Source organism: Stenotrophomonas mexicanensis, assembly GCF_032911605.1.
GTDB lineage: Bacteria > Pseudomonadota > Gammaproteobacteria > Xanthomonadales > Xanthomonadaceae > Stenotrophomonas > Stenotrophomonas maltophilia_A.
On the sequence record NZ_JAWJTG010000001.1, the window covers coordinates 25,977 to 51,793 of the forward strand.

25 protein-coding genes are annotated in these 25,817 nt (G+C 66.2%); 7 read left to right on the plus strand and 18 right to left on the minus strand.

Going from position 1 to position 25,817, the window contains the following annotated elements; translation table 11 throughout:
* Positions 1–8 precede the first annotated feature (8 nt).
* Both R1L06_RS00145 and R1L06_RS00150 read right to left on the minus strand, forming a co-directional pair.
* The gene (locus R1L06_RS00145) at positions 9–1,781 is read right to left on the minus strand and encodes an EAL domain-containing protein (RefSeq protein WP_317216541.1); all 1,773 of its coding nucleotides are present in this window, start codon (positions 1,779–1,781) and stop codon (positions 9–11) included.
* Between the two features lie 4 nt (positions 1,782–1,785).
* On the minus strand, positions 1,786–3,888 hold the full coding sequence (locus R1L06_RS00150; protein ID WP_317216542.1) for a sensor histidine kinase: 2,103 nt from the start codon (positions 3,886–3,888) through the stop codon (positions 1,786–1,788).
* A 131-nt stretch (positions 3,889–4,019) separates the two neighbouring features.
* Here R1L06_RS00150 and R1L06_RS00155 point away from each other — a divergent pair, with 131 nt between their 5' ends.
* Positions 4,020–6,779, plus strand: coding sequence for a bifunctional diguanylate cyclase/phosphodiesterase (locus R1L06_RS00155; protein ID WP_317216543.1), 2,760 nt, complete (start codon positions 4,020–4,022; stop codon positions 6,777–6,779).
* A gap of 117 nt (positions 6,780–6,896) precedes the next feature.
* Here R1L06_RS00155 and R1L06_RS00160 read toward each other — a convergent pair whose 3' ends face one another.
* The 9 genes from R1L06_RS00160 to R1L06_RS00200 form a co-directional block, all read right to left on the minus strand.
* Complete coding sequence (locus R1L06_RS00160; protein WP_317216544.1) at positions 6,897–7,424, minus strand: hypothetical protein; 528 nt, start codon at positions 7,422–7,424, stop codon at positions 6,897–6,899.
* Between the two features lie 109 nt (positions 7,425–7,533).
* Complete coding sequence (locus R1L06_RS00165) at positions 7,534–7,998, minus strand: hypothetical protein (RefSeq protein ID WP_317216545.1); 465 nt, start codon at positions 7,996–7,998, stop codon at positions 7,534–7,536.
* Positions 7,999–8,134: 136 nt separating this feature from the next.
* Positions 8,135–8,482: a hypothetical protein gene (locus R1L06_RS00170; RefSeq protein WP_049399381.1), complete on the minus strand. Its 348-nt coding sequence runs from the start codon at positions 8,480–8,482 to the stop codon at positions 8,135–8,137.
* Positions 8,483–8,579: 97 nt separating this feature from the next.
* Positions 8,580–8,795 (minus strand): hypothetical protein, encoded by a 216-nt coding sequence (locus R1L06_RS00175; RefSeq protein WP_317216546.1) that lies wholly within the window; start codon positions 8,793–8,795, stop codon positions 8,580–8,582.
* A gap of 98 nt (positions 8,796–8,893) precedes the next feature.
* Positions 8,894–10,084: a methyl-accepting chemotaxis protein gene (locus R1L06_RS00180; protein WP_317216547.1), complete on the minus strand. Its 1,191-nt coding sequence runs from the start codon at positions 10,082–10,084 to the stop codon at positions 8,894–8,896.
* A gap of 164 nt (positions 10,085–10,248) precedes the next feature.
* A complete protein-coding gene (hflD, locus tag R1L06_RS00185; protein WP_317216548.1) occupies positions 10,249–10,863 on the minus strand; it encodes a high frequency lysogenization protein HflD in 615 nt (204 codons plus the stop codon).
* Positions 10,860–12,002, minus strand: coding sequence for a tRNA 2-thiouridine(34) synthase MnmA (mnmA, locus tag R1L06_RS00190; RefSeq protein WP_049421942.1), 1,143 nt, complete (start codon positions 12,000–12,002; stop codon positions 10,860–10,862). The genes hflD and mnmA overlap by 4 nt, the downstream gene beginning before the upstream one ends.
* Positions 11,999–12,460: an NUDIX hydrolase gene (locus tag R1L06_RS00195; RefSeq protein ID WP_317216549.1), complete on the minus strand. Its 462-nt coding sequence runs from the start codon at positions 12,458–12,460 to the stop codon at positions 11,999–12,001. Before R1L06_RS00195 ends, mnmA begins: the two co-directional genes overlap by 4 nt.
* Position 12,461: 1 nt before the next feature.
* Positions 12,462–12,935 carry a hypothetical protein gene (locus R1L06_RS00200; RefSeq protein ID WP_317216550.1) on the minus strand — a complete coding sequence of 158 codons (474 nt, stop codon included), beginning with the start codon at positions 12,933–12,935 and terminating at the stop codon, positions 12,462–12,464.
* 112 nt (positions 12,936–13,047) lie between these two features.
* On the opposite strand from R1L06_RS00200, the gene clpS reads away from it, so the two are divergent.
* Positions 13,048–13,374 (plus strand): ATP-dependent Clp protease adapter ClpS, encoded by a 327-nt coding sequence (gene clpS, locus R1L06_RS00205; protein ID WP_006444529.1) that lies wholly within the window; start codon positions 13,048–13,050, stop codon positions 13,372–13,374.
* 138 nt (positions 13,375–13,512) lie between these two features.
* On the opposite strand, the gene R1L06_RS00210 is transcribed toward clpS, so the two are convergent.
* A complete protein-coding gene (locus R1L06_RS00210; RefSeq protein WP_317216551.1) occupies positions 13,513–14,325 on the minus strand; it encodes an APH(6) family putative aminoglycoside O-phosphotransferase in 813 nt (270 codons plus the stop codon).
* 138 nt (positions 14,326–14,463) lie between these two features.
* On the opposite strand from R1L06_RS00210, the gene clpA reads away from it, so the two are divergent.
* The 3 genes from clpA to R1L06_RS00225 all read left to right on the plus strand — a co-directional run bounded on the left by clpA (position 14,464) and on the right by R1L06_RS00225 (position 17,507).
* A complete protein-coding gene (gene clpA / locus R1L06_RS00215) occupies positions 14,464–16,749 on the plus strand; it encodes an ATP-dependent Clp protease ATP-binding subunit ClpA (RefSeq protein ID WP_317216552.1) in 2,286 nt (761 codons plus the stop codon).
* A gap of 183 nt (positions 16,750–16,932) precedes the next feature.
* On the plus strand, positions 16,933–17,211 hold the full coding sequence (locus tag R1L06_RS00220; RefSeq protein ID WP_125895706.1) for a type II toxin-antitoxin system RelE/ParE family toxin: 279 nt from the start codon (positions 16,933–16,935) through the stop codon (positions 17,209–17,211).
* 8 nt (positions 17,212–17,219) lie between these two features.
* Positions 17,220–17,507: a HigA family addiction module antitoxin gene (locus tag R1L06_RS00225; protein ID WP_032127356.1), complete on the plus strand. Its 288-nt coding sequence runs from the start codon at positions 17,220–17,222 to the stop codon at positions 17,505–17,507.
* 48 nt (positions 17,508–17,555) lie between these two features.
* Here the strand turns inward: R1L06_RS00225 and R1L06_RS00230 are convergent, their stop codons facing one another.
* The 4 genes from R1L06_RS00230 to aat all read right to left on the minus strand — a co-directional run bounded on the left by R1L06_RS00230 (position 17,556) and on the right by aat (position 19,552).
* On the minus strand, positions 17,556–17,933 hold the full coding sequence (locus tag R1L06_RS00230) for a hypothetical protein (RefSeq protein ID WP_032127355.1): 378 nt from the start codon (positions 17,931–17,933) through the stop codon (positions 17,556–17,558).
* 129 nt (positions 17,934–18,062) lie between these two features.
* Positions 18,063–18,335 (minus strand): hypothetical protein, encoded by a 273-nt coding sequence (locus R1L06_RS00235; RefSeq protein WP_049399363.1) that lies wholly within the window; start codon positions 18,333–18,335, stop codon positions 18,063–18,065.
* Between the two features lie 171 nt (positions 18,336–18,506).
* On the minus strand, positions 18,507–18,725 hold the full coding sequence (gene infA, locus R1L06_RS00240; RefSeq protein WP_005409596.1) for a translation initiation factor IF-1: 219 nt from the start codon (positions 18,723–18,725) through the stop codon (positions 18,507–18,509).
* Positions 18,726–18,811: 86 nt separating this feature from the next.
* On the minus strand, positions 18,812–19,552 hold the full coding sequence (gene aat / locus R1L06_RS00245) for a leucyl/phenylalanyl-tRNA--protein transferase (RefSeq protein ID WP_317216553.1): 741 nt from the start codon (positions 19,550–19,552) through the stop codon (positions 18,812–18,814).
* A 72-nt stretch (positions 19,553–19,624) separates the two neighbouring features.
* On the opposite strand from aat, the gene R1L06_RS00250 reads away from it, so the two are divergent.
* Positions 19,625–20,893 (plus strand): hypothetical protein, encoded by a 1,269-nt coding sequence (locus R1L06_RS00250; protein ID WP_317216554.1) that lies wholly within the window; start codon positions 19,625–19,627, stop codon positions 20,891–20,893.
* A gap of 127 nt (positions 20,894–21,020) precedes the next feature.
* Here R1L06_RS00250 and R1L06_RS00255 read toward each other — a convergent pair whose 3' ends face one another.
* On the minus strand, positions 21,021–22,145 hold the full coding sequence (locus R1L06_RS00255) for a GNAT family N-acetyltransferase (protein WP_317216555.1): 1,125 nt from the start codon (positions 22,143–22,145) through the stop codon (positions 21,021–21,023).
* A gap of 101 nt (positions 22,146–22,246) precedes the next feature.
* Complete coding sequence (trxB, locus tag R1L06_RS00260; protein WP_317216556.1) at positions 22,247–23,218, minus strand: thioredoxin-disulfide reductase; 972 nt, start codon at positions 23,216–23,218, stop codon at positions 22,247–22,249.
* A gap of 233 nt (positions 23,219–23,451) precedes the next feature.
* Between trxB and R1L06_RS00265 the strand changes: the two genes are divergently transcribed.
* Positions 23,452–25,812: a DNA translocase FtsK gene (locus R1L06_RS00265; protein WP_317216557.1), complete on the plus strand. Its 2,361-nt coding sequence runs from the start codon at positions 23,452–23,454 to the stop codon at positions 25,810–25,812.
* Positions 25,813–25,817: the final 5 nt, after the last annotated feature.

Sequence of the window (25,817 nt, forward strand, 5' to 3'; positions counted from 1 at the left end):
CATGTGGGTCACCGCAGCGGACGATCCTCGCCGCCATCTCCGCTTTCTACCGGCGCCGGACCGGCGTTGCTGCGGCGCTGCTCCTCGTAGGTGCGGAACGCCTGGTGGATGTGCTTGCGCAGCTCGTCGTCGTTCCACGGCTTGGTCAGGAAGCGATAGATCGCACCGCGGTTGATCGCGTCGGTCACGGTGTTCAGGTCGGTGTAACCGGACAGCACCAGGCGGATCGTGTCCGGGTACAGCATCTTCACCCGGCCCAGGAACTCGGTGCCGCTCATGTCGCTCATGCGCTGGTCGGACAGGATCACCTGCACGTCATTGATTGCCAGCAGGTCGAATGCATCGCGCACGTTGCCGGCGGCCAGGATGCGGTAGCCGTCGCGACGGAACAGGCGCACCAGCGAGCGCAGTACGTTTTCTTCGTCGTCCAGCAGCAGCAGCGTGCGGTCGGGACGGGTCTCGGCAAAGGCTTCCGGACGCAGGTAGCGGCGGCGCAGGGTCATGCCGGCGGCATCGGCCGACATCGGTTCGCCGAACAGGTAGCCCTGGAACACATCGCAGTCATTGCGGCGCAGGAAGCCCAGCTGGGCCTGTGATTCCACGCCGTTGGCGATCACGGTCATGCCCAGCTGATGGCCCATGGCGACGATCGCGCGGGCGATGGCCGCCTCACGGTTGCCGGCCGGCGCGCTCTTGATGAAGCTGCGGTCGATCTTGAGCTTGTCCACCGGGTAGCGGACCAGTGCACTCAGGCTGGAATCGCCGGTGCCGAAATTGTCCAGGCTCAGGCTGATACCTTCGTTGCGCAGATTGGCCAGCGTCTCGTGCACGAAGTTGACGTTGTTGGTCAGCGCGCTTTCGTTGATCTCCAGCGTCAGCATCTGTGCCGGCACGCCCGCGGCCTGGATCAGGCCCATGACTTCAGCGAAGAAGTTGGGCCGCAGCAGCTGCAGGGTGGAGACATTTACCGCGATGGTGAAGTCGTCGAAGCCCTGGTCGCGCCACAGGCGTGCCTGCTTCAGTGCGCCTTCCAGCACCCAGGTGCCGATCTGCACGATGATGCCCAGCCGCTCTGCCGTGCGCATGAAGCGCTCCGGCACCAGCATGCCCAGCGTCGGCGACTGCCAGCGCAGCAGCGCTTCCATGCCGACCACGTGGCCATCGCGGGCGCTGACCAGCGGCTGGTAACGCAGTTTCAGCTCACCATTGGGAATGGCGTCCACGATCTGGCGGGCGATGATGCTTTCGCTGTGCGCGCTCGGTGGCGTATCCACGGCGTGGATGCGCACCGCGTTGCCGCCTTCGCGGGCCGCTTGGTACAGCGCATCTTCGGCGTGATCGAGCAGGCGCGAGGTGCTGCTGGCATGGTCCGGGCACAGGCTGACGCCCAGCTTGCCGGTCATGAACAAGGTGTACGGCAGCACCGACAGCGGCAGCTCCATCTGCTGCCGGATCTCCTCTGCGAAGTCCTCCGGCAATGGCACGTCGGCGGTGCGTGGCACTGCGATCAGGAACTCATCGCTGCCGTGGCGCCACAGCTTGCCGCGACCACGCAGGTAGGACTGCAACCGCTGCGCCACCAGCACCAGGGCCTGGTCACCCACCTCGGCGCTCATGTTTTCGTTGACCGAGGCGAAGTGGTCGATGTCCACGTGCATCAACATCAGTGCGGTGCCGCCCGAGGCCGCCTCGGCGACCATCGCCTGCAGCTCGGGGTTGCCGGCGCCAAGGCGATCAGGCGCATCATCGATGCTGACCGGGGGCTGGTTGGGATTCCACATAGGCTCAGTAGTCCGGTGACTCAACGGCGGCCATGCTGGCCGCCTGGTAGGGGAGGTGTACGTCGATCAGGGTGCCTTCGCCGTGTGCGGATTCGATCCGCACATGGCCACCGACGCTCTGCGCACGCTCACGCATCACGATCAGGCCCAGCCCGCGCGGACCGTCCGGGTCGAAGCCCTCGCCATCATCACGGATCTGCAGGTGCAGGCCGCGCTGGCCGACATCGCGCAGCTGCAGCAGGACCTGGCTGGCGCGGGCATGGCGCAGGGCATTGGTCAGGCTCTCCTGCGCGATGCGGAAGCAGGCCTGCTCGATGCTGTTGTCAGGACGTTGTGGCAGCGGTTCGATCTCGGCCAGCAGTTCCACTGGCGACGAACGGAACAGCACCCGTGCCTGCCAGCTCAGTGCGGCCTCCAGGCCCAGGGCATCCAGCTGCGGCGGGCGCAGCAGCGTGGAGATGTCGCGCAGCTTGGCCACGGTGGTGTCGGCCAGGCTGACGATCTGCGCCAGATCCTCGGCGCGGCGCTGTGGATCATGCTCGTCCTGCGCAGCATGGGCGGACAGCTTGATTGCGGTGATCGCCTGGCCGATGTCGTCGTGCAGGTCGCGCGAGATCGCGCGGCGCTCATCCTCCTGCAGCGAGAACAGTCGGCCGGCCATCGCCTGCAGCTCACGGTTGCTGGTTTCCAGTGCAGTGCGGGTGCGTTCGGAATCGCTCAGGTCGCGCACGATCAGCAGCTTGCAGTCGCGTCCGCCATAACGCACTTCGCCCACCGCCAGGCCGGCATGGAAGCTGCGGCCATCCGCGCGCTGCATCGCCACCACGCTGCTGTGACCGGGCCCCAGGTGTGGTTGGCCTGCACGCAATTGGCTGCGCACGCGGGCCAGATCGGCGCTGTCCACCAGTGCTGACAGGGGTTCGCCCAGCAGGGTGTGGCTGCCATAGCCGAACAGGCTGGCGGCCCAGGCGTTGGCGTACAGCACGTGTTCGTCGGAGAGGATCACCACGCCGTCGGGCAGCACCCGAACCAGTTCGCGGAACTGTTCCTCGCGCTCGCGCAGCAGGCGTCGCGACTGCTCGCGCTCCGTCACGTCCTGCAGGGTGCCAAGCACGCGGTTGCGGCCGGCCTCATCGATGCCGCTGGCCGCACGCAGATGCACCATCAAGGCGCGCCCATCCATCGACAGCAACGGCAACAGCACGTCCACCTGCACGGGATCGCCGGAGCAGAGCTCGGCCAGCAACTGTTCGGTCTGGGTGGCGGTGGCCGGGTCTGCCGGCACCAGCAGTTCGTCGAAGCGATGCCAGCGCCGCGCCTCGGGCGGGCGGCGACCGAGCAAGCGATAGACCTGGTTCGAATAGCGGCCAAGTCCCGTGGAGGGGTCCAGTTCCCAAGCGCCGATGCGCGCCAGCTCGTGGGCTTCCTCCACCCGCGCCAGCGCCTGGTCACGGCGCAGCTGGGCCAGGTCTTCGGCGGTGCGGTCGATGGCAATCAGCAGGCGGGCGTTGTGGCCGTCATAGCTGATGGCGTTGGAGCGCAGCTCCATCTGCCGCAGCGAGCCGTCACGCAGCTGCAGCTGGGTACGCAGGATGCACAATTCCTCCGGTGCCTCGCGGATCGCTTCCAGCTTGGTCTGCAGCGCCAGGTCCTGGCCTGGCGGCCACAGCGAATCGATGGTCTGCTCCAGCAGTTCGTCACGGTCCCAGCCGAAGGCCGTACAGGCCGCCGGATTGGCATCGAGGATCGCCAGTGTGTCCAGGTCGTAGACCAGGATCGGGCCGGGGTTGCCTTCGAACATCTGCCGCAGGCGCAGCTCCGAGGCTTGCTGGCGTGCATGGGTGTGCAGCACATGCTCGGCCAGCGGGCGCAGCAGCAGATACAGCAGGCCGGCACTGGCGAGGGCAAAGAACGAGCCCTTCAGGCCCTGCCACAAGGCCGCCTGCTGCGGGTCGGGCACCAGTGCCTGCACCGCACTGTCGGTGGAGATCATCCAGGCCAGCGCCATCGCCAGGTAGCTCAGCACCACCCGGCGCCGGTCGCGGCTCAGCGCCTGCGCCATCCGCGGGTCGGGAACTGGGGCGTTGCCGGTCGGTTCTGCGGGCATGGACAGGGCGGAAGAAAGGGGCGCCGGCCATCTTACCGCGCAGGTGCGCCCAGACCACTCAATTATCCGCCGCAGGCGCCGTTAACCACTGCGTGCCCCGCTGACGGGCGTGTCATCCGGAGCAAGATCGCGTGGACCAAGGGATCATCGCCAGCCTGCTGCAGCACCCGCTTGCGTCGGCGCTGGTCATCGTCGACCGCACGGGCCGCCCGCTGGCGGCCAATCCGGCTGCGCGCGAGCACGGCCTGCCGGCGACCGTGGCTGCGTATGCGCCGATGCTGGAAGATCTGCGCCTGATGGCCGCCGATGGCGGCATCGTGGCCTGCACGCTGCCGGGTGGCCCGCACGGGCACTACGACGGCCACCTGCGCGCCGTGCATGATGGCGCCGGCAACCTGCTGGCCTTCACGCTGAGCATTCCCGAGCCGGTGCCGCTCGGCGGCGGTGGGCGCTGGGAGCTGGCGCTGGACAGTGCTGGCCACAGCCTCTGGGACTGGGACATTCCCAGCGACCGTGTGGTGCGCACCCCGGCACTGGGCGATGAAACCGCTACCGAGATTCTGGCCCGCGTGCACAGCGAGGACATCGCACAGGTGCGGGCTGCACTGGATGAGCATCTGCGTGGCTTGAGCGAGCAGTACAGCGTACAGTTCCGTTTCCGCCAGGCCGATGGCCAGTGGCGTTGGGTACTGGACCGCGGCCGCGTGGTCGCGCGCACCGCCGATGGCCAGCCGCTGCGCATGGTCGGCACGCATACCGATATCGAACAGCAGAAGCAGCTGGAAGGGCTGCTTCAGGAACAGCAGCTGCACCTGAGCGAGGCCCAGCGCATCGCCAGCATGGGCAGCTGGTCGTTCGACCCCAACAGCGGTCATTTCTGGTGGTCGCCGGAGCTGCGTTCGCTGCTGTCGTTGGAGCAGGGGGCCGTACCCGGCCAGCGGCGCTGGCTGAAGCAGCTGCATCCGCGCTCGCGTGGTGCGCTACGCGCAGCATGGCGACGCTTGTGGCGCGACGGCCGGGCCGCCAACATCGAACTGGAACTGACCCGCGGCAACGAACCGTCGCAGCATCTGCGGCTATGGATGCAGCCGCTGCTGGACATGGATGGCCAGCCCAAGCGACTGCTCGGCCAGGTGCAGAACATCACCGAGCAGCACCAGACCGATGCACTGATCCGCTGGCGTACCGAACTGCTCAACCGTGTTTCCGCGCTGGGCCGCATCGGCGGCTGCGAGATCGAAGTGCAGACCCGGCACATGCAGTGGACCGAGGAGTGCTACCGCATCCACGGCCTGCGCAAGGAGCCGATCACCCTCGATCAGGCGCTGGCGCTGTACACCGAGGATTCGCGCAATGCCTTCGAGGCGGCGCTGGGCCGGATCGCTGCGGGTGGACTGCCGGAACAGCTGGACCTGTGCTTCTATCGCCAGTCAGGCCTGCGCGTGTGGGTGCAGGTGCTGATCGAGCTGGATCGCCGTGACGGCCTGCCGCCTCGGTTCGTGGTGCTGTTCCGTGACATCACCCGCGAGCGCGAGGCCAACGAGCGCATCGAGCTGCTGGCGCACTACGATCTGCTCACCGGTCTGCCCAATCGTGTGCTGCTCGGCGAGCAGACGGCAGAAGCCATCGAGGAAGCGCGCGACCGCGGCACCTCGCTGGCGATGTTGTTCATCGACCTGGACGGCTTCAAGACCATCAATGACAGCTTCGGTCATGCCACCGGTGATGCGCTGCTGAAGGCCGCCGCCACCCGCCTGCACCAGAACCTGCGCAACAACGACCTGTTTGGCCGCTTCAGTGGCGATGAGTTCATCGTTGTGCTGCGCGACCTGGCCGAGCCGGAAGATGCGGGTCATGTCGCCCGCAAGCTGATTGCCTCGCTGGCCGAGCCACTGCGGCGTGGTGAGACCACGTTGAAGGTCGGTGCCAGCGTCGGCATCGCGATGCTGGGCGATGCCCAGACCGATTTCGATTCACTGCTGCGTGCCGCCGACGCCGCGATGTACGCGGCCAAGGAAGCGGGGCGCAACACCTACCAGTACTACAGCCAGGACGCATTGGCCCGCATCCAGCGCAAGCTCGAGTTGGAGCATGCCCTGCACGGGGCGATCGAACGCGAAGAGTTCAGCCTGGCCTACCAGCCGCTGCTGCATGCGCACCAGGGCGAGCCACCAGCGGTCGAGGCACTGCTGCGCTGGCATCGTCCCGGCATCGGCTACTGCAGCCCGGCCGAGTTCATTCCGATTGCAGAGAAGTGCGGCGAAATCGTGCGCATCGGCGACTGGGTACTGAATGAAGCCTGCCGCCAGGCGATCGCCTGGGACCGGGCCGGCCTGTGTTTCGACCGCATCGCGGTCAATGTATCGGCGGTGCAGCTGCGCGACCGCGGTTTTGCCGAACGTGTGATCGAGATCTGCCATGCCCACGGCTGGCCGCCGCAGCGGTTGGAGCTGGAGCTGACCGAGTCGGCGCTGATCCGTGACACCGACATCCTGCGCCATTGCTTCGACGTGCTGGAACGGCATGGCGTGCCGCTGGCGGTGGATGATTTCGGTACCGGCTTCTCCAATCTGAACTACCTCAACCGTTTCCCGGTGGGGCGCCTGAAGATCGACCGCAGTTTCGTGCAGGGCATGCTGCATGACTCAGGCACGGCCGAAGTCACCCAGGCCATCGTGCACCTGGGCCACGCGCTGGGAATGAAGGTGGTGGCCGAGGGCGTGGAAACGCATCAGGAAGAAGATATGCTGCGTCGCCAGGGCTGCGACGAGATCCAGGGCTACCTGTACTCGCGCCCGCTCAGCCCGCGCGACCTGGCGCAGTGGCTGCGCCAGCAGCACGCCGCGCCCGGGCGCACCGACGCTGCCAGCGAGGTCGTGCTGGCGCGCTGAGGCTGGCGCCGGGCCATGCCCGGCGGGATCGCCGTACGCCGACGCACCGCTCTGGTAGGTGTCGACCTTGGTCGACACGAATGCCGGTGCTCGCGATCATCCACGCATGGCGTGGATCTACTGCGATGCGGCAACCATTCGCTGCGGAAATTCGGAGCGAAGCCGTGCGCGCACTGCTTCCACCACATGTGCATAGCGTCGGCGCTGGATGAAATAGCCCATGTAGAACAGCAGCAGGGCCACCAGCATTGGCGAGGCAGCCGGGCGGACCAGGATGATGGGCACCAGCATCAGTGTCAGGCCCAGCGCGAACCAGCTGCACCGCCCGACCACCCGCACCTCCCTGCGTCGCGCGTCGATCATCACCCGCCCGCGCATCAGCGGAAAGTAGCGACCGGCAAAGCTCGGCGTGAAGCTCTCGCGAAAGGCGACACTGCCGTCCGGCAGCGCGCGGAATACCAGGCGCAGCCAGGTATCGGCCGGCAGATCATGCTCCAACCCGGCTAGCGAAAGCTGCGCCAGCTCTGCGGGCGTAGCGGCGATGCGCTGATTGAACAGGACGATGCCGGTGCGGAAGAAGAACGGCGCCCAGAGGACCAGCAGCAGGACTTCGATCAACAGCACGGCGATCAGGGCGATGGCCATCGGTCTTCCATGAACGGGACCGGCGCATCATGCCATGGGGATGGCCGGCGCTAGCACTGCGGGTTCGAGTACGAGCAACAGGTCACATGCCTTGCCGGATCGACTTGGCTCAATCCTTTTCCGCCAGATCGCTTAGGTCCAGGATCTGCGGGTTGACGCTGCTGGCTACGATGCTTCTGATCAGCCCCGGGCGGCGGCGAAGCGAGTAGGCGCGTATCGCATGGATGGGACTGAATTCACACAGGGGGTAGCGTGAGTGCCCCATGATGACGGGCCTGTTGAAGTGGATGTCCTTAGGGTCATCAAGTGGCAGGGCCCACTTCCCACCGTGTACCAGCCTGACGGTCTCCCCTAGATATCGGGCGAACACGACCCTCAGAGAGTCCCGCTCGTCCTCAGACAGCGTGGCTGCCATCAAGTCATGGAGGCGTTCCAGCCTGTCGAGGCTTTCGGGGCTGCTATCCAGTTCAATGCCATGCGTTTGAGCCTGCGCGACCAGCCATTCTATCTGGCCGTCCATCAGCATCAGGAATTGCTCAAAAGCCTCGCGGGCTTCTTCCAGATTGAACGTCATGCAGAGGCCAGAGGAGACAGGGGGAGTGGGCAGTGTGTCCTCGTCCCCTTCCTCCGGCTATGCAATAAATCCTAAAAGGCGACAGGCAACGCAGAGGTTGCAGAGATCGCGGCGTCCATCCCCGAAAGTCGTGGATCTACCGTTTCATCAATGCGATGCCTGCAATGGAATAGCTGGCGATCAACAGCCCGAACGCGTACTCCGCGACGATGATCAGCCAGAAGGTCATCGGCTCGATGTCCCGCCATGCATCAATGGTGCCGGAGCGGTGATGGCTCAGATGAACATGCCCGGTGTTGATGGCAGTTGCCGGCGCCCAGGCAAATAGAAAGGCCATCAGCATGAAGAGCAGGCTGCCGAACAGGAATGCGACAGGTCTATGCCGGGGTGGCCGCAAAGTGGCGTAGGCGGGGCGCCAGGTGAAGGTGACCGCGATGAGCACCATCACAGCAAATCCCAGCCAGGTCATGAACGTGGTGCTCATGCGACGACACTCCGTGTCCAGCCGTAGGTGGCATGGGCGGATCATGCCATGGGTTTGGAGCGGGTGGTGGTGAAGACCATCCACGCATGGCGTGGATCTACCTCAAGGCTTCCCCATCCAACCCCAGGTCCCACGCCAGACCCAGCAGCGTGTCGTCCGTGCGGGACAGGGCAGGGCGCGCATCGGCCAGCTGCTGCAGTTCGCGGATCTCCTCGCGGGCCACCTCTTCCAGCTGCTGCAGCTGCTCACGCACGCTCGCGTTGCGCGGGCGCTCGGTGTCGGCGAGGGATGGCAGGGCGCGGATCAGGGTCATGGTGCGTGTACAGGATGCATCCAACGGCGGGTTACCGGCACGGGCCCCGGACGAACCGGGGCCTTGCGGGCTGCCGGCGGCGGCAGCGGACATCAGGATCAGAACAGCTCGACGGTGCCGGCGCCCATGCTCTGCTGGGCAACCGGCTTGTGCGGCGGGCGTTCCCATTCGCTGCGCAGTTCGCGCAGGCGGTTGCCGGTGCGCTGCAGGGCGGTGGCGATCTCTTCGTCGAACACGCCGCCATTGCGGTGCAGCAGTTCCTGCAGGGCCACCGCTTCGCGGTTGATCGCGGTCAGGCGGTCCAGGTGGGTGTGCACGCCGCCCAGCGCCTGGGTGGCGATGTCCTCGAACTGCAGGGCGCGCACGGCCTCGGCCACGCTGCCATCAATCGAACGGGCGCAGTCGGAGACTTCGCGCATGCCATCACCCAGCGACGCATTGATCTGCGCGACGTTATCGAGCATCGCCGCCGCCTCCTGGCGCGCTTCGCGGGAGCGGTCCATGTCACGCGAGGCCATGTGCGAGACCGTCTCGCGCACCTTGGCGATGGCGTCCTTGGAGCTGTGCGCCAGCTTGCGGATCTGCTCGTTGAAGGTGGTCGAGCGCTCGGACAGGTTGCGCACTTCGTCGGCGACCACCGCGAAGCCACGACCGGCTTCACCGGCACGCGCGGCTTCGATGGCGGCGTTCAGCGCCAGCAGGTTGGTCTGGTCGGCGATCGACTTGACGTCTTCCAGCAGCGCGAAGATGCCATCCAGGTGCTGCGCCATCTGGTCGATGTGCTGCACGGTGGTGCTGCTCTGGCCGCTCACCTGTTCCAATGCTTCCACCAGCTGTTCCATGCGGTTGCTGGCGTGCTGGGCGAAACGGGCAACGTCGAGGCCGGCATTGCCTTCATCACCGGCACGATCGACGATGCGCGACAGGGCCTGGCTCTGCTGGCGCGACTTGCGGTTCATGGCGTCGAAGCTGCCGCCCAGGCTGGAGACCGCCTGGCGGATCAGGTCACGGGCGCGTTCCACTTCGCCACGCGAACCGTCGATTTCGTTGCCGACGAAGTTGCGCAGCTCGGTCAGCAGCTGGTCCTGCTCACGCAGGACGCGGGCATGTTCTGGGGAACGGTGCGCCTGGGCGCGGGTGGTCCACCACGCAAAGCCGAGCCAGCTCAGCGTCATCGTGGTCAGGATCGCCCAGCGCAGGGCGGCCGGCCATTCGAAACCGATGGCGAAGGGGAGCAGCAGGGTCAGAGCCAGGGGGGCGGCCAGACGGATGAAAATGCGTGAGTACATGGACGTTCTCGGGAGGTGCACGGAGGATGTATCGGCCGTACCCCCTTTCTCTTTAACGTCGAAATGCCTCGAAGTGCATTCTGAATGCGCCGGTTTTCCGACGCCTCGGCGGCTTCGGGGTCAGAGCCCTTTCCTTGCCGGAAAAGGATCCGACCCCATGGGGCTCAGGCCAGCTGCCGGTCCACGGCCTCGATCATCGCCTTGCGGCTGAACAGGAAGTCCCAGTAGCTGCCGCCCAGCTGCCGCCACAGCACCGCCGAGCGCACCGCGGCCAGCAGCAGGGCGCGGATCTCTGCGACCACACCGGCCTGGCCCAGGTAATGCGGGTTGCCCTGCACCATCACCCGCGGCTTCAGGTGGCTGATGGTGTCGGCGTACAGGCCACCCAGGTTGGCCAGCACGTCCGGGTGCCCACTGTCGCCCAGCTCGACGGCCTGGCGCTGGGCGCGTTCGATGCCCGAGGCGACCTTGTTCACGGTGGCGCCGTCCTGCACGAAGCGGCGCTCCAGCTGCAGCACCGACAGGGCCAGCTTGGGCAGGATCGGGTCCTGGCCCTGGCTGCGGAAGTAGTTGTGCAGCAGGCGCAGCCCAGCCTTCAATGCATTGCGGTCACCGAACACCTCCTGCGGCGAAGAGGCATCGACGCGGAACACGCTGTCCACGGCGGTGCGCACGGCGGCGGCGTCGGAATGGCCGGTATCGGCGATGCGGCGTACCTGCTGCAGGGCCTGGGCAATGCCGGCCAAAGCCAGGACGCGGTCGTCGACAGTGAAACTCATGCAGCGATTACCTCAAAAGGGGAAGGGGTGGTGCGCAGGCGCTGTTCCAGCGGCGCATCGGTGGCGGCGATCACCGCGCCACCCAGGCACACATCACCGTCATACAGCACCAGTGATTGACCGGGAGTAACGGCGCGCTGCGGGCGCGCAAAGGTGACCAGCACGCTGCCATCGTCCAGCACCTCGACCGTACACGGCTCGTCGGGCTGGCGGTAGCGGGTCTGGGCGGTGCATTCGAAGCGTCGTGCCGGCGGCGCGCCGGCAATCCAGTGCGCGGTCTCCGAGCGCAGGCGGTTGGACAGCATCCACGTGCTGTCGCGATCCTGGTCGACGTACAGCACGTTGCTGGCCACGTCCTTGCCAACCACGTACCACGGCGCGGCCGGGCGGCCACGCACGCCGCCGATGTTCAGGCCCTCGCGCTGGCCCAGGGTGAAATAGAAGACGCCTGGGTGCTCGGCGATCACACTGCCGTCGGCCGGGTCCAGGATCTGCCCGGGCTTGGCCGGCAGGTAGCGGCCGAGGAACTCGCGGAAGTCGCGCTCACCGATGAAGCAGATGCCGGTGGAGTCCTTCTTGGCGTGGGTCGGCAGGCTGACGTCACGCGCGATCCGGCGCAGGTCGGTCTTTTCCAGGTCGCCGATCGGGAACAGGGTGGCCGCCAGCTGCGCCTGGCCCAGCTGGTGCAGGAAGTAGCTCTGGTCCTTGGAGCGGTCGGCACCACGCAGCAGCAGCCACTGGTGGCCGCGCTGGGCCACGCGCGCGTAGTGGCCGGTGGCAATGCGTTCGGCGCCCAGCTCGCGGGCGGCATCCAGGAAGTGCTTGAACTTCACTTCGCGGTTGCACAGCACGTCCGGGTTCGGGGTGCGGCCGGCCGCGTACTCGGCCAGGAAGTGCTCGAACACACCCTGCCAGTACTCGCTGGAGAAATCACGGAAGTGGAACGGGATACCGAGCAGGCCGCAGACGGCCACCGCATCACGGCGGTCGTCCTCGGCGCGGCACTCGCCGCTGCCGTCGTCGGCCCAGTTCTGCATGAACAGGCCGGCCACGGCTTCGCCCTGCTGCACCAGCCGCCAGGCAGCGACCGAGGAGTCGACGCCACCGGAGACGCCCACCATCACGCGCGGAGTGCTCATGCGACCTCCCGGACCAGCGAAAGCGGATGGCGCTGGCCACCCAGGAAATCAGCCACCACCTGCCAGACCAGCGGGCTGCGCAGGTGCTCCGTGGCGGCCTGCAGCTCGGCCGGGGTCAGCCACAGCGCGCGATCGATGCCGGTGTCCAGCGGCTGCGCCGGGTCGTGCGAGACCGGACGCGCCGCATAGCAGAAGCGCAGGAAGGTGGTGCCGTCGCCGGCCGTCCACTGGTAGCAGCCGATGAAGTGGATCAGCTGCACCGTCCAGCCGGTTTCCTCGCGGGTCTCGCGCAGGGCTGCCTCGGCCAGGCTTTCGCCCGGCTCGAGGTGGCCGGCCGGCTGGTTCAGCACCTGGCGGCCGTCGATGGTCTCCTCGACCAGCAGCACGCGGCCACCGTCGACCACCACGGTGGCGACAGTGGCGTGCGGTGCCCAGCGCGGGTCCGGCGTGGTGTTCAACTCAGAACTCGTCCTTCTTGGTCAGTTCCAGCTCCATGGCGTCGGCGGTGCGGATGGCCGCATCGATGGCGTCGCTGAGCTGGTCGGCCGTTGCATCGGCGTCGATCTTGACTACGAACATGGCGGTGGTGTCCTGCTTCACCCAGCCACCCATCTTGGCGTCCTGCGAATCTTCCAGCAGGCGGTTGGCCACGGCCACCGGAAACTGCTTGGTCTTGGCGCTGTAGGCCGGCGACCAGATTTCGCGGATGTTGTGGGTGCCGAAATCTTCCACCGACGAGCGCACGTAGACCATCTGGGTGCGGTCACCCTCGACGTCGAACACCATGCGGTAGTCGCCGTCCTCGTCGACCTCGTAGGTATAGCCCAGCTTGTCCAGGTGGTGGGCCACGGCCTTGTCGGCCTGGGTCTCGGCGGCGGCGGAGCCGGCGGCGGCCAGGGCGATCAGCAGGGCGGGAAGAAGGGTCCTTTTCATGAAGATCCTGTGAAACAGTGTTGAGAGAGGGTGCAATTGTGACGGTGGGCGTGCGTGCCGTCCAATCTGCGGCAGGCCGACGCAGGCTGGCCCGTGCCTCTATAATGGGCAGATGCCCCATGAGTCTTCCCCCGATTCCCATCACGAGCACGGCGTTGCCGTGGAGCCCGCGCGCCCGGAAGTGGCGCCGCCGCCGTTCTACCAGGTGATGCTGCTCAACGACGACTACACCCCGATGGATTTCGTGGTGGACGTGCTGCAGCAGTTCTTCAGCATGGACCTGGACAAGGCCACGCAGGTGATGCTGCACGTCCATACCCGTGGCCGCGGCGTGTGCGGGGTGTTCACCCGCGAAGTGGCCGAGACCAAGGTCGCCCAGGTCAACGAGTACTCGCGGATGAACCAGCACCCGCTGCTGTGCACGATGGAAAAGGCCTGACCGGCTGACGGTTTTCGTCCGGGCACATCGACTCCGGACCCGGTGTGCCCACCAAGGTGGGCACCTACCAAGGCAGGGGCCTGTATCGATAGTGGATGGGGCGTGCCCACCAAGGTGGGCATCTACCAGAGCGCGGGATCAGCCCTCCGCCAACGCCTCCAGCGCCATTCTCGCCACCGCCTCGTCGACTTCGGCGGGGTCGCCATCATCCCGGAACCACACCGCTGACAGCCCCGCGCTGGCTGCGATCCAGCGCAGCAGGCGCGTGCGTTCCAGGCCCGCCAGCGCGCCGACCTGTTCCAGCCGGGTGGCAAACCGCTCAGGCCGGGTGGCCACATGGATGCCGGGGCCGCACAGGTCCGGATTACTGAACATCGTCGTGTAATCGAACGCGCGGTCGCCCAGCAGCCGCTTCGGGTCGATCGCCAACCAGCCGCGCGCGCCGAAATCCAGCACGTTGTCGTGGTGCAGGTCGCCGTGCAGCGGCCGGATCTCCTGTTCCTGCTGCAACAGTCCCTCCGCCAGCGATCTGCACTGTTCCAGCAGTGGCTGCAGCGCAGCCCTTGGCTGCAGCAGGTCGGCGAACCATGTTCGCAGGCAGACCAGTTCCGCTGGCGGTGCGCCCCGTGGCCGGTGCAGCCGCTGCAGGACCTGGCACAGGACCGTGGTGCAGGTGTCATCGTCGCCCTCGATCGAGCGTTGCCGCAGCGAGTCGCCGCCGGCACGTTCGATCAGGATCGCCGGCCCCTCGTGGGCCAGCAGGCGGGCGGCGCCGTCACCGTCCCACCAACGCAGCAGGCGATGGCTGTTCTGCTCTTCGGTTTCGCTGCTGATCTTCAGCATGGCCGGCGCGCCGGCGGCGGTCAGCACCGGCCAGAGCCGGGCATGGGGCGTTTCGATGGCTGCGCCATCACGCCGCAATCGCCAGCGGCTCAGGTAGGGTTCGCTCATGCTGGGTGGGCTGTCCTGGAGTGAATGAAGATCAATCGATTCGCACTGATAACGCCATCTGAACGCAGCAATCCGCTAGGGTGATGGAAATCGCGTAGTCAGGCCGCATATTGTCCCCATCTGCCGCCGGAGTAATCCATGTTCAGCAAAGACCTCGAACACACCATCGGCCAGTGCTACAAGCGCGCCCGTGAGGCCCGGCATGAGTTCATGACGGTCGAACACCTGCTGTTGGCACTGCTCGACAACCCGTCCGCCCAGGCTGTACTGAAGGCCTGTGGCGCCGACGCCGAACGCCTGCGCCAGGAGCTGGAGCAGGCCATCGAGGCCTCCGTGTCCCGCCTGGCCGAAGATGACGGCCGCGATACCCAGCCGACCCTGGGCTTCCAGCGCGTGTTGCAGCGGGCCGTTTACCACGTGCAGTCCTCGGGCAAGAAGGAGGTCACCGGCGCCAATGTGCTGGTCGCCATCTTCGGCGAGAAGGACTCGCACGCCGTCTACTACCTCAACCAGCAGGATGTCACCCGGCTGGATGTGGTCAATTACCTGTCCCACGGCATCGCCAAGCTGGGCGAGGAAGGCGAGCAGCCGTCGTCCTCCTCCGAGGGCGAAGGCCGCATCGAAGGCGGGGAGGGCGAGCCGAAGGGTGATGCCCTGACCGAGTTCGCCAGCAACCTCAACGAACAGGCCCGGGCCGGTCGCATCGACCCGTTGGTTGGTCGAGCCGACGAGATCGAGCGCACCATCCAGGTCCTGTGCCGCCGCCGCAAGAACAACCCGCTGTACGTGGGTGAGGCGGGCGTAGGCAAGACCGCCATCGCCGAGGGCCTGGCCCGCCGCATCGTCGAGGGCTCGGTGCCCGACGTTCTGGCCGATGCGGTGATCTATTCGCTCGACCTGGGCGCGCTGGTGGCTGGCACCAAGTACCGCGGCGACTTCGAGAAGCGCCTGAAGAGCGTGCTGACCGCGCTGAAGAAGGTGCCCAATGCGGTGCTGTTCATCGACGAGATCCACACCATCATCGGTGCCGGCTCGGCGTCGGGCGGCACCATGGATGCCTCCAACCTGATCAAGCCGGCGCTGGCGTCCGGTGAGCTGCGCTGTATCGGCTCGACCACCTTCCAGGAGTACCGTGGCATCTTCGAGAAGGACCGGGCGCTGGCCCGCCGCTTCCAGAAGATCGACATCGTCGAGCCGACCGTCGGCGAGACCTACGAGATCCTGCAGGGCCTGAAGTCCAAGTACGAGCTGCACCACGGTGTGACCTATTCCGACGAGGCGCTGCAGGCTGCGGTGGACCTGTCGATGAAGCACATCGGCGACCGCCTGCTGCCGGACAAGGCCATCGACGTGATCGACGAGGCGGGCGCCCGCCAACGCCTGCTGCCGGAAGGCCAGCGCAAGGAACTGATCGACGTCGAGGAAGTGGAGGCGATCGTCGCCAAGATGGCGCGTATCCCGACCAAGCAGGTCAGCGCCACCGACAAGGATGTGCTGCAGCACCTGGAGCGCAACCTGAAGATGGTGATCTTCGGCCAGGACCCGGCCATCGAGACGCTGTCCTCGGCGATCAAGCTGGCCCGTTCGGGCCTGGGCAACCCGGAAAAGCCGATCGGCAACTTCCTGTTCGCCGGCCCGACCGGTGTCGGCAAGACCGAGGTGACCAAGCAGCTGGCGCTGCAGCTGGGCATCGAACTGGTCCGCTTCGACATGTCCGAGTACATGGAGCCACATTCGATCAGCCGCCTGATCGGTGCGCCTCCGGGCTACGTCGGCTTTGACCAGGGCGGCCTGTTGACCGAGAAGATCGTCAAGACGCCGCACTGCGTGCTGCTGCTGGATGAGATCGAGAAGGCGCACCCGGACATCTTCAACATCCTGTTGCAGGTGATGGATCGCGGCGTGCTGACCGATACCAACGGTCGCGAGGCCAACTTCAAGAACGTAGTGCTGGTGATGACCACCAATGCCGGTGCGGCGCAGGCCTCGCGGCGTTCGATCGGCTTCACCAAGCAGGACCATGCCACCGACGCGATGGAGACCATCCGCCGCAGCTTCACCCCGGAATTCCGCAACCGCCTCGACGCGGTGGTGCAGTTCCAGGCGCTGGGCTTCGAGCACATCCTGCGCGTGGTCGACAAGTTCCTGATCGAGCTGGAGATGCTGCTGCAGGACAAGCACGTCAGCCTGTCGGCCACCCCGACCGCGCGCGACTGGCTGGCCCACCATGGTTTCGACCCGCTGATGGGTGCCCGCCCGATGGCCCGCGTGATCCAGGACAAGATCAAGCGTCCGCTGGCCGACGAGCTGTTGTTCGGCAAGCTGGTCAACGGTGGCAAGGTCAGTATCGACGTCCGCGACGACGAGCTGGTGGTCGAGACCCAGGCCGAGCCGGAGCGGCTGCTGCCGGTCACGGTGGAATGAGCTGATGCCATAGGCTTGACGTGAAGGCCTGGAAATGAAAGGGGCGGCTTCGGCCGCCCTTGTCATTTCCAGTGGGACTGTCGTCCGCGGCCTTGCTTGAACGGAACGGAGGTGCCAATGCTGTCTTCTGGTCGCGATAGGGTGTTGCCCTGTTTGTATCGCGAAACGATACAGGATACAGTGATGATCATCGGTTTTCGCCACAGGGGCCTCGAGCGGCTCTACCGTTCCGGCAGTAGCAGTGGAATCCGCCACAGTCACGCCAGCAAGGTGTTGTTGATCCTGTCGATCCTGGATGTTGCTTCGGGTCCTGAGGATCTGGCCATGCCTGGATTGCGTCTGCATAAGCTCCGGGGCGGCCTGAAAGGGCATTGGTCTGTATGGGTCAATGGAAACTGGCGGATTACCTTCCGTTTCGCCGGCAGCGACGTGGAGCTGCTGGATTACCTGGACTATCACTGAGGCCGCGCATGATTCATCACCATCCGCATCCCGGGCAGGCGATCAAGGCAATGGTCTTTGATCCAATGGATCTGTCTGTGACCGAAGCGGCCGAGCGCCTGGCAATGTCGCGGGTAGCCCTTTCGCGGGTTCTGAACGGCAAGGCGGGCATCAGTCCTGACCTGGCCATCCGCCTTGAGATGGCGGGGGTGAGTACTGCGGTTTTCTGGATGGGGCTGCAATCCAGCTACGATCTCTGGTTGGCACGGCAGCGCGCGCAACCGAGAGTGTTGTCGCTGGTTGCCGCGACGCGTTGACGTGTATGGCGACAAGGGCGGCTTCGGCCGCCCTTGTCCTGTCTGGGGTCAGCGGCTGCGGCGGCGCGCCTCACGCTTGAATCGCTCGGCATCGATCGGCTCGATGCGTGCAACCTCGCAGCTGCCGCGACCGGTGTCCAGTGCGCTTCGGCCCTCGCTGCACAGCTCGTCAGCTTCTTTGCCGTCGGTCTTGAAGCCGAGGCGGGTGGCCAGTACGGCAGAAGGGCAGCTGTTGCGGAAATGCACAACATAGTGGTCTTCGCCGGAGCGAAGCAGGATGTTCTTGTCGGCGCCGGCGCGAACGATCTGTTGTTCGCCGGTCAGTGATACGCACTGTGCCGGCGCGGTGTCGGCGGCATGGGCGGACGACGCCAGCAGGGTGACGGCGGACAAAGCCAGGGGGATGAGCAGGGAAGACAGGTTCATGGCGGGGCAGGGGGCAGCGATCCGGACTGGATCGGATCCCAAGATGCCGCCGCCGCTGCAAATGCGAATCTGCCGCAAGCAGGGCTGACCGAAGCCACGGTGAGATCGGTCACGATGACCTTTGGCGCCTCAGGCCGCGATCGAACGGAATCCCTGCTGGCGCCCCTGGTCGCCGCCGTCTTCGATGACAAAGGCAACCGCCTCGTGCGGAATGTGCAGGCGCTGCTTGAGGGTGCTGCCCATATGCGGAATCTCGCGCTGCACGGCCAGGTACAGCGGGTGCGAGGCGTCCATGCTGGTGCAGACCAGGCAGGGCTGGCCGAACCAGGTGCCGTCCGGGCCCTTGCTGGCGTAGCAGCGGCTGGTGACGGACTGGGGGTCCAGGACGATCAGGTAGGTCATGCGCGCAACGCCTTCTGTGAAGAACGCGTTGATTCTAGAGTCGCGGCGCGATGCGGTATTTCGGACAGGGACGAAAATCGAGCGGTCCCGGTGCCGGTCGCTTTCTTCCGCGCACGACAAAGGGCCAGCAGCGAGGCCGGCCCTGTCGGAGTGGCGCAATGCGCCGACCGCTTACTTCATGCGGTAGGTGATACGACCCTTGGTCAGGTCGTACGGGGTCATTTCAACCTTGACCCGGTCACCGGTGAGGATGCGGATGTAGTTCTTGCGCATGCGGCCGGAGATGTGGGCGATGATTTCGTGCCCATTTTCCAGACGAACGCGGAAAGTGGTGTTCGGCAGCGTCTCGCTGACGGTGCCCTCGAACTCGATGGAATCGTCTTTCGACATGTAGTCCTGTGCGGTTCAGAAAACGGCCACGCTGGGCCTAAGGCGCGGTATTTTACGCGTGATGGGCCCGGCTTGCAAAGTTTGTGTTAACCCCCGGCCAAACGCTGTGCTGGCAAGCGTCCTACCGCCTGGGTCCAGGGGCCTTCACGGCCGTCACGGTGTACGGCCTGGCGGACGTGCTCCAGGAAGTCCGCGCGCGGCAGGTGTTCGGCACCCATCCGCAGCAGGTGCGGATTTTCGACCTGGGCATCGATCAGTTCCCAGCCCCAGCTACGCAGGGTGGCTGCCAACGCGGCCAGGGCGATCTTGGAGCCGCCACTGGCGCCACTGAACATGCTCTCGCCGAAGAACATGGCACCGATCGCGACGCCATAGATGCCGCCGACCAGTGTCTGCCGATCCCAGACTTCGAAGGAATGGGCGAAGCCAAGGTCGTGCAGCTGGCTGTATGCCTCGACCATCGCCGGGCTGATCCACGTACCGTCCTGGTCGGGCCGAGGTGCCGTGGCGCAGGCGCGCATCACACGACTGAAGGCGGTGTCGGCGGTGACCTCCCACGTGCTGCTGCGCAGCTGGCGGCGGAAGCGGCTGGACAGGTGCACGCCGTCGGTGCGGAACACCATGCGCGGGTCCGGCGACCACCACAGGATTGGCTCGCCCTCGCTGAACCACGGAAAGATACCGCCGGCGTAGGCATTGAGCAGACGCACCGGATGCAGGTCGCCGCCCACCGCCAGCAGGCCATCGGGCTGGCGCAGTGCGGTCTCGGCCGGAGGGAAGGGGGCGTCCGGCGCATCGGCCAGGCGCCAGGGCAGCTGGCGGGTCATGGGGCCATTGTATTCGTCGTGGTGATTCGTGATGTCTGGCACCATCACTATTCACCGGCAAGGAGCCTCCGAATGAGTGACTCGATCAGCGCCATCCTCGACCTGCATGACGCCCCGCGCACGCGCAACGACAGCCAAGGCATGCTGCTGTCGATGGCCACTGAACAGCCGCGTCAACTGGGAGAGTTGATGCTGCAGGCGCTGGCGCGGCCTTCGCCGAGCTCGGCCTTCCTCGACATGGCACTGGACCTGCTGCCGGATGACGCGGTGCCCGCGGTCGCGGCCGACGCGTGGCGCCGCTATCGCGCGGGCGAGCGCGGTGACGTGTTGACGAGCGTGATGGAGTTCGCCAGCTATCAGGCGCCGCAGGTGCTGCAGGACGATTGGGAGGCATTGCTGGCGGTCGCCAGTGAGGATGAGGTGCAGTTGGCCGCGCAGGTCTGGCAGGGCCTGCCCAGCGCGACGGCCGCGCATTGGGCGCAGATCCTGGCCGAAGCCGATGACGATCGCGAAATGGCGCGGGCCAGGGCGCTGCTGCTCGCCGCCCAGTCCGAGACCTACGCCATTGCTCGCGGCTACCTGGTCGACTGGGGGCGGTTGGATGCCGAGGTCTGGGCGCACTGGGCCGGCGTCGCCGAAGGTCCGCAGCCGCGTCGCCTACATGGCGAGCGGCCATTGCACTTCCGCTTCGGCCGCGAACAGCATCGCGCGCAGCAGGCGGACGAACCGAGCTGGCGCAAGCGCACCTGGCGCCTGCACCCGACCTGGAATGGTGGGCAGGTACACCATGCTGGGCAGATGGGAGGGCCGCTGGAAGCGCTGTGTAGCAGCTGCCATGCGCCGCTTCAGCGCCTGCTGCAGACCGATGCCGCCGCGCTGCAGCCGGGCGCGTCGGGCGAGATCACGCTGGGGCTGTGCCTGGACTGCTGCGGCTGGGAAGACCCGCCCGTGCGTTTCTATCGCCATGATGCGGCCGGCCTGCCCAGCTGCCACCCCAGCCAGCACCGTGAGGTGCCGAACACACCCACCGACAGTGGCGACCTGATGCAGGCCGAGGTGGGTCTGGTCGCCATGGACAGTGCGCGCTGGCAACAACAGGACTGGGGCCAGTCCAATCATCGGCAGAACCTGTCGCGTGTGGGCGGAGCGCCAAGCTGGGTGCAGAGTGCGTGGTACCCGGCGTGCATCGATTGCGGCGAAGAGATGCCGTTCGTGATGCAGCTGGATTCGACACTGCCGACCACGGGTGAGGGCACGCTGCTGTGGGGCAGCGGCGGCATGCTCTACACGTTCTGGTGTGCGAAGTGCCAGGTGAGCGGGCACTTCTGGCAGTGCACCTGAGCACAGCGCCCTCGCCATCGATCTGGTAGGTGCCAGATCGATGCGCGCAGCTCTCGCTATTGCTCCGGTAGGTGCCCACCTTGGTTGGCACGCTTTTTGGCGGCGCCCAGGTCGAGCACGCTCGGCTCTACGTTCCTGCGCGGAACGGCCCATGCCCTTGCAGCTCCTGCTGGTAACGCCGCACATCGCGCCGCTCCTGCCGGCACCAGTCCTGCAGTGCGTCTGCGAAATCCCGATCGGCCACCCAGTGCCGGCTGCGCACCAGCGTCGGGAGGAAGCCGCGTGCCAGCTTATGCTCGCCCTGTGCGCCCGGCTCGAAGCGGGTCAGCCCTTCGCGCAGGCAATACTCGATGCCTTGGTAGTAGCAGGCCTCGAAGTGCAGGCCGGGCAGCGCGGCGCCGCCCCAGTAACGGCCGTACAGCGTGTCTCCACCGCGCAGGCATAGCGCGCCGGCAATCGGCTCGCCGTCCTGTTCGGCCAGGAACAGCACCAGCCCGCGCCCCAGCGAAATCGCCAGATGGCGCAGGAAGGCCTCAGTCAGTGCCGGGGCATTGCCGTACTCGAGGAAGGTCTGCAGGTAGAAGCGGTACATCGCCTGCAGGTCGGCGCGGCTGGCCTCGTCGCCGTGCACCACGCGGAAGGTGATGCCCTGGCGAATGACCTTGGCGCGTTCCTGGCGGATGTTCTTGCGGTGCTTGTGGTCCATCGCGCCGAGGAACTGCTCGAACGTGGCCCAGTCGCCCGGGTTCTGCCACTGGAACTGCACATCCTCGCGCAGCAGCCAGTCATCGCCGAACAACGCCTCGTCACCAGCGGTGTGGAAGTTGATATGGGCCGAGGATACGTCCAGTGGCGGCAACGCGTCGCGCAACGCCGACAGCAATGCGGTGCGCTCTGAATCGTGACGGGCCAGCAACCGCGGGCCGGTGACCGGCGAGTACGGCACCGCGCCCAGCCACTTCGGATAGTAGTCGCGGCCATGACGGGCATACGCGTTGGCCCAGGCATGGTCGAACACGAATTCGCCGTGGGAGTTGGTCTTCAGGTAACCCGGAATGGCGCCCATCAGGTGGTCGCCCTCCCACAGTGTGAAGTGCCGGGGCTGCCAGCCCCAGTCCTCGCGCAGACAGCCGTGTTGTTCCAGACCCGAGAGGAAGGCATGACTGACGAAGGGGTTGCGGCCGTCGTGCAGTGCATCCCAGTCGGTGGCGGGAATGGACTGCAGGGAGTCGAGGAAGCGGTGGGAAGGCATGGGGAAAGGATAGGGCAGATGAAACAGAAAGGCCGACGCACTGGCGTCGGCCTTTTGCATGAGTCGAGCGTGGCTCGACTCTACGGATGCAGGTTCGCCTCTCAGCTCGCCTTGCCCTGTGCGTCCAGGTAGCGCTCGGCGTCCAGTGCGGCCATGCAGCCGAAACCGGCCGAGGTGATCGCCTGGCGGTAGTGCTGGTCGGCCACGTCGCCGGCGGCGAACACGCCTTCCACCGAGGTCTGGGTGGCGTTGCCGCCCAGGCCCGAGCGGATTTCCAGGTAGCCGTTGTTCATCGCCAGCTGGCCGTCGAACAGGGTGGTGTTCGGGTGGTGGCCGATGGCCACGAAGAAGCCGTGGGCGTCGATGTCGCGGGTGCTGCCGTCCAGCGTGGACTTCACGCGCACGCCGGTCACGCCGGCATCATTGCCCAGCACTTCTTCAACCTGGTGGTGCCAGACGGTCTCGATCTTGCCTTCGGCGACCTTCTTGAACAGCTTGTCCTGCATGATCTTTTCCGCCTTCAGGGTGTCGCGGCGGTGGACCAGGTAGACCTTGCGGGCGATGTTGGACAGGTACAGCGCCTCTTCCACGGCGGTGTTGCCGCCGCCGACCACGACCACGTCCTGGTCGCGGTAGAAGAAGCCGTCACAGGTGGCGCAGGCAGAAACGCCGCGGCCCTTGAACTCGTCCTCGGTCGGGATGCCCAGGTACTTGGCGGTGGCGCCGGTGGCGATGATCAGGGCATCGCAGGTGTACTCGTGGCTGTCGCCGATCAGCTTGAACGGGCGCTGTGACACATCGGCGGTGTGGATGTGGTCGAAGATGACCTTGGTCTCGAAGCGCTCGGCGTGGGCCTGCATGCGCGCCATCAGGTCCGGGCCCATCAGGCCGTGGGCGTCGCCCGGCCAGTTGTCCACTTCGGTGGTGGTCATCAGCTGGCCGCCCTGCTGCAGGCCGGTGATGACGACCGGCTTCAGGTTGGCGCGGGCGGCGTAGACGGCGGCGGTCCAACCGGCCGGGCCGGAACCGAGGATGATGAGGCGCTGGTGGCGGGAGGGCAGGCTGGTGCTCATGTAGACTCGCGAAAAGGTAGATGGGACAAGGCGCTGGCGATGTTTGCGCAGCATCCGTGGCTGGTCATAGAGTGGCGGCTGGGGCAGGGCGATTCAAGCCGATGAACAGAACGCCGTCATCCAGCAGTGGTTCCGGCCCTCTGATTGCCCCGTCGGACGTCGCATAACTGAAAACTGACGCCGTCTCATTTATTATCAATCACTAACAGCGCATTCCAAAGGTATGGTCTAAGGTGGCGAAGCAGGTCCCCGAACGCTCCAAGTCCGACGACAGCAAGGCGTCACGTCGCACGGCCGCGGCGGCGACGACCGACAATCCACGCCGCCAACGCCTCTGGCGCGACCTTGGCCTGATCGCCATCGCGCCGGCGCTGCTGTACCTGGCGGCCAGTCTGTTCACCTATTCAGCGACCGACCCGGGCTGGTCGCACACCGGCAGCGTGGTCGCACCGGTGCACAACCTCGGCGGCCGCGCCGGGGCCTGGATCGCCGACGTGCTGCTGCAGCTGTTCGGCTACATCGCCTTCCTGTTGCCGGTGGTGCTCGGCGCGCTGGCGTGGATCGCCATGTTCGGCCTCAAGCGCGAGAGCAAGGGCGAGAACGATCTGGACCCGGCGCTGCGCCTGGTTGGCCTGGTCGGTTTCCTGATCGCCGGCACCGGCTTCCTGCATGTGCGCCTGTTCAGTGGCGACGTCTCCAGTGCCGGCGGCATCCTCGGCAAGCTGGTCGGCAATTCGCTCACGCTGGGCTTCGGTGCGCTGGGCGCGAACCTGTTCGTGCTGGTGCTGCTGCTGGCCTCGATCACCCTGGCCACCGGGCTGTCCTGGTTCACGGTGATGGAGAAGATCGGCCGCGGCGTGATGTCGCTGGCGCCGTTGCTGGCGCGCAAGAAGGAAGAAGTCACCGAGTGGCAGCAGACCCGGGTGATGCGCGAGGAACGCCAGGAGGTACGCAAGGCCGATGCCGAGGTGCGCGCCAAGCGCGAGCCGGTGAAGATCGAGCCGCGCCCGGAACCGGTGATCGAGAAGAGTGACCGGGCCAAGCGCGACACGCAGATCCCGATGTTCCGTGGCGTCAACGGCGACGGATCAGACCTGCCGCCGCTGGCCCTGCTGGACGATCCCAAGCCGCAGCCGGTGGGCTACGACAAGGAAACTCTGGACGCGCTGTCGCGGCAGATCGAGTTCAAGCTGAAGGATTTCCGCATCGACGCCCAGGTGGTCGGCGCCAACCCCGGCCCGGTCATTACCCGCTTCGAGATCGAGCCGGCGCCGGGCATCAAGGTCAGCCAGATCAGTTCGCTGGACAAGGACATCGCGCGCGGCCTGTCGGTGAAGTCGGTGCGCGTGGTCGACGTCATTCCGGGCAAATCGGTGATCGGCCTGGAAATTCCCAACGTCACCCGCGAGATGATCTACCTCTCCGAGCTGCTGCGTTCGAAGGAGTACGACAAGTCGGCCAGCGTGCTGACCCTGGCGCTGGGCAAGGACATCGCTGGCCGCTCGACCGTGGCCGATCTGGCGCGCATGCCGCACCTGCTGGTGGCCGGTACCACCGGTTCGGGCAAGTCGGTGGCGGTCAACGCGATGGTGCTGAGCCTGCTGTTCAAGGCCTCGCCGAAAGACCTGCGGATGCTGATGATCGACCCGAAGATGCTCGAACTGAGCGTCTACCAGGGCATCCCGCACCTGCTGGCGCCGGTGGTCACCGACATGAAGGAGGCCGCCAACGGCCTGCGCTGGTGCGTGGCCGAGATGGAGCGCCGCTACAAGCTGATGAGCGCGGTGGGCGTGCGCAACCTTGCGGGCTTCAACAAGAAGGTGAAGGAAGCCCAGGACGCCGGCCAGCCGCTGATGGACCCGCTGTTCAAGCCGAACCCGGAACTGGGCGAGGCGCCGCGTCCGCTGGAGACGCTGCCGTTCATCGTCATCTTCATCGACGAATTCGCCGACATGATGATGATCGTCGGCAAGAAGGTGGAAGAGCTGATCGCGCGCCTGGCACAGAAGGCGCGTGCGGCGGGCATCCACCTGATCCTGGCCACGCAGCGCCCGTCGGTGGACGTGATCACCGGCCTGATCAAGGCCAACATCCCGACCCGCATCGCCTTCCAGGTCAGCTCCAAGATCGACTCGCGCACCATCCTCGACCAGTCCGGCGCGGAAACCCTGCTGGGCCACGGCGACATGCTGTACCTGCCGCCGGGTACCGCCATGCCCGAGCGCGTGCACGGCGCCTTCGTCTCCGACGAGGAAGTGCATCGCGTGGTTGAACACCTCAAGGCGATGGGCCCGGCCGACTACGTCGACGGCGTGCTGGACGAAGTGCAGACGATGGGCGACGGCGTGGTCGTCGGCGCCACCGGCCTGCCCGAGAACAGCTCTGCCGGCGATGAGTCCGACCCGTTGTATGACGAAGCGCTGCGGGTGGTCACCGAGACCCGCCGTGCCTCGATTTCCGGCGTGCAGCGCCGGCTGAAGATCGGCTACAACCGTGCAGCGCGATTGATCGAGGCCATGGAAGCGGCCGGCGTGGTCAGTCCGCCCGAGCACAATGGCGACCGCACGGTGCTGGCACCGCCGCCGCCGAAGTAAGACCC

Coding starts and splice junctions, on each gene's coding strand:
- R1L06_RS00145 (WP_317216541.1), bottom strand. CDS start 1,781: ATGTGGAATCCCAACCAGCCCCCGGTCAGCATCGATGATGCGCCTGAT.
- R1L06_RS00150 (WP_317216542.1), bottom strand. CDS start 3,888: ATGCCCGCAGAACCGACCGGCAACGCCCCAGTTCCCGACCCGCGGATG.
- R1L06_RS00160 (WP_317216544.1), bottom strand. CDS start 7,424: ATGGCCATCGCCCTGATCGCCGTGCTGTTGATCGAAGTCCTGCTGCTG.
- R1L06_RS00165 (WP_317216545.1), bottom strand. CDS start 7,998: ATGACGTTCAATCTGGAAGAAGCCCGCGAGGCTTTTGAGCAATTCCTG.
- R1L06_RS00170 (WP_049399381.1), bottom strand. CDS start 8,482: ATGAGCACCACGTTCATGACCTGGCTGGGATTTGCTGTGATGGTGCTC.
- R1L06_RS00175 (WP_317216546.1), bottom strand. CDS start 8,795: ATGACCCTGATCCGCGCCCTGCCATCCCTCGCCGACACCGAGCGCCCG.
- R1L06_RS00180 (WP_317216547.1), bottom strand. CDS start 10,084: ATGTACTCACGCATTTTCATCCGTCTGGCCGCCCCCCTGGCTCTGACC.
- hflD (WP_317216548.1), bottom strand. CDS start 10,863: ATGAGTTTCACTGTCGACGACCGCGTCCTGGCTTTGGCCGGCATTGCC.
- mnmA (WP_049421942.1), bottom strand. CDS start 12,002: ATGAGCACTCCGCGCGTGATGGTGGGCGTCTCCGGTGGCGTCGACTCC.
- R1L06_RS00200 (WP_317216550.1), bottom strand. CDS start 12,935: ATGAAAAGGACCCTTCTTCCCGCCCTGCTGATCGCCCTGGCCGCCGCC.
- clpS (WP_006444529.1), top strand. CDS start 13,048: ATGCCCCATGAGTCTTCCCCCGATTCCCATCACGAGCACGGCGTTGCC.
- R1L06_RS00210 (WP_317216551.1), bottom strand. CDS start 14,325: ATGAGCGAACCCTACCTGAGCCGCTGGCGATTGCGGCGTGATGGCGCA.
- clpA (WP_317216552.1), top strand. CDS start 14,464: ATGTTCAGCAAAGACCTCGAACACACCATCGGCCAGTGCTACAAGCGC.
- R1L06_RS00220 (WP_125895706.1), top strand. CDS start 16,933: ATGATCATCGGTTTTCGCCACAGGGGCCTCGAGCGGCTCTACCGTTCC.
- R1L06_RS00225 (WP_032127356.1), top strand. CDS start 17,220: ATGATTCATCACCATCCGCATCCCGGGCAGGCGATCAAGGCAATGGTC.
- R1L06_RS00230 (WP_032127355.1), bottom strand. CDS start 17,933: ATGAACCTGTCTTCCCTGCTCATCCCCCTGGCTTTGTCCGCCGTCACC.
- R1L06_RS00235 (WP_049399363.1), bottom strand. CDS start 18,335: ATGACCTACCTGATCGTCCTGGACCCCCAGTCCGTCACCAGCCGCTGC.
- infA (WP_005409596.1), bottom strand. CDS start 18,725: ATGTCGAAAGACGATTCCATCGAGTTCGAGGGCACCGTCAGCGAGACG.
- aat (WP_317216553.1), bottom strand. CDS start 19,552: ATGACCCGCCAGCTGCCCTGGCGCCTGGCCGATGCGCCGGACGCCCCC.
- R1L06_RS00250 (WP_317216554.1), top strand. CDS start 19,625: ATGAGTGACTCGATCAGCGCCATCCTCGACCTGCATGACGCCCCGCGC.
- R1L06_RS00255 (WP_317216555.1), bottom strand. CDS start 22,145: ATGCCTTCCCACCGCTTCCTCGACTCCCTGCAGTCCATTCCCGCCACC.
- trxB (WP_317216556.1), bottom strand. CDS start 23,218: ATGAGCACCAGCCTGCCCTCCCGCCACCAGCGCCTCATCATCCTCGGT.